This is a genomic window from Klebsiella sp. C360 (assembly GCF_048822415.1).
In the GTDB taxonomy this organism is placed as follows: Bacteria; Pseudomonadota; Gammaproteobacteria; order Enterobacterales; family Enterobacteriaceae; genus Klebsiella; species Klebsiella quasipneumoniae.
The window spans coordinates 1-1,656 of the sequence record NZ_JBMEZZ010000048.1 but is presented as its reverse complement, the minus strand read 5'-3'; the positions used below and the strand labels follow the sequence as shown (position 1 = coordinate 1,656).

Here is a 1,656-nt window from a genome sequence, read left to right as displayed (position 1 = left end):
TTCTTGAAATTCTATTCTTGATTGCATATCATCTCAACGAGTTTCGATAAGAAAGGATGCGCATGCGACCGTCTGTTGTGCTTGACATGAAGCGAAGCGCAGTGCGTGAAGCGGTAGGCCGCTTTCGCGCCGCGAACCCGCGCGTCTTCGGCTCGGTGCTGCATGGCACCGACCGGGATGGCAGCGACCTCGACCTGTTGGTCGATGCGCTGCCCGGTGCCACGTTGTTGGACTTGGGCGATTTGGAAGAAGAACTGAAATCGCTGCTCGGCGTTGACGTCGATCTGCTGACTCCCGGCGACCTGCCGCCGAAGTTCCGGGCCAAGGTGCTCGCGGAGGCGCAACCGATATGAGCGAGAACCGCCTGCCCGATTACCTCGACCACATTCAGCAGGCCGCAACCGATGCGCGCAGCTTCGTGGAAGGGATGGCCAAGGACGACTTCTTGGCCGACAAGCGCACCCAGCAGGCCGTCATCATGAGCCTGATCGTCATCGGCGAGGCGGCCACAAAGGTGATGGATGGCTACGTCGAGTTCACCCAGGCGCATGCCGACGTGCCGTGGCGCAGCATGCGCAATATGCGTAATCGCATGGCTCACGGCTATTTCGACATCAACCTCGATGTGGTGTGGGAGACGGTACAGGAATGGCTGCCGGCGTTGCTCCAGCAATTGCCCGCCGTGCGTCAGGATGCCGACGATGAAGACCGTAACGACAACTGTGAAAGAGGAATCTCCGATGACTGTTGAATCGAGAATATTTTCTGTAGCCGAGTATGTTCAGCCGTCCGAAGGCGAGCCTATTCGTTCCGTTGTGCTTGAAACCCGAGACTCAATTATCGTGGTTTGGCATGTCCATCCCGGGCAGGAAATTGCGGCTCACATTCATCCTCACGGCCAAGACACGTGGACTGTTTTGTCGGGAATGGCTGATTACTTTCAGGGCAATGGGATTGTTCGTGCCCTCAGGGAAGGTGAGATAGCCGTGGCAAGACCGGGCCAAGTGCACGGGGCGCGAAATACAGGTACCGAGCCATTTGTGTTAGTCTCGGTTGTGGCATCAGCCAATGCCGGTTTCGTATTGGCTGAGCGATAGAGCCCAATCTCTGGAGTTGGTCCAATGAGCGGTCGGGGAGATAGGTAACAGACATGCAGCGGACACGGCTGCTAAACCAGGTCGCAAACCTCCTTGCGTCGCAGCGTGCCGCAAGCGACGCGATCAATCGAATGGGGTCGGCATGAGACTGAACACCATCCAGTTCCCGACCGCGTAGCCGCCTGTCCTGCCGATCAGGTCTTGACCATCGACGCCTGGGATCAGTCCTGAATGTTCTTGGAGACCACTACGTTATGAGCCGCAGCCGCCGCAAAACACCCATCGTCGGGCACACGACCTGCGGCAGCGAGCGCGAGGACAAGAAGCTCTGGCATCAGCGCTGGCGCACCCGTGAGCGCACGGCGCTGACCAGCGCGTCGCCCGAAGCCCTGAGCGCCCATCTGCCCCTGCTGGAAAACCAGGCCAGCAGCGTCTGGTCGATGGGCAAGGATGGCCGCTCCTACTGGCCCGTCAAGCGCCAGGCCGCCACGGCGGATCGCATCGCCAATCACAAGGGACGCAACCCGCAAGAACGCGCCTCCCTGAAAAAGCGCCTGCT

At 59.4% G+C, this 1,656-nt stretch carries 4 protein-coding genes; all 4 read left to right on the top strand.

Going from position 1 to position 1,656, the window contains the following annotated elements; genetic code table 11:
* The first annotated feature begins 62 nt into the window (after positions 1 to 62).
* On the top strand, positions 63 to 353 hold the full coding sequence (locus ACOI7D_RS27745; protein WP_001247892.1) for a nucleotidyltransferase family protein: 291 nt from the start codon (positions 63 to 65) through the stop codon (positions 351 to 353).
* Entirely contained in the window at positions 350 to 751 is a 402-nt protein-coding gene (locus tag ACOI7D_RS27740) for a DUF86 domain-containing protein (protein ID WP_001293886.1), read from the top strand. Before ACOI7D_RS27745 ends, ACOI7D_RS27740 begins: the two co-directional genes overlap by 4 nt.
* The gene (locus ACOI7D_RS27735; RefSeq protein ID WP_000215515.1) at positions 741 to 1,097 is read left to right on the top strand and encodes a cupin domain-containing protein; all 357 of its coding nucleotides are present in this window, start codon (positions 741 to 743) and stop codon (positions 1,095 to 1,097) included. The genes ACOI7D_RS27740 and ACOI7D_RS27735 overlap by 11 nt, the downstream gene beginning before the upstream one ends.
* 254 nt (positions 1,098 to 1,351) lie before the next feature.
* A partial coding sequence (locus tag ACOI7D_RS27730; RefSeq protein WP_019706012.1) for a hypothetical protein occupies positions 1,352 to 1,656 on the top strand: 305 nt, incomplete at its 3' end.

Coding starts and splice junctions, on each gene's coding strand:
- ACOI7D_RS27735 (WP_000215515.1), top strand. CDS start 741: ATGACTGTTGAATCGAGAATATTTTCTGTAGCCGAGTATGTTCAGCCG.
- ACOI7D_RS27745 (WP_001247892.1), top strand. CDS start 63: ATGCGACCGTCTGTTGTGCTTGACATGAAGCGAAGCGCAGTGCGTGAA.
- ACOI7D_RS27740 (WP_001293886.1), top strand. CDS start 350: ATGAGCGAGAACCGCCTGCCCGATTACCTCGACCACATTCAGCAGGCC.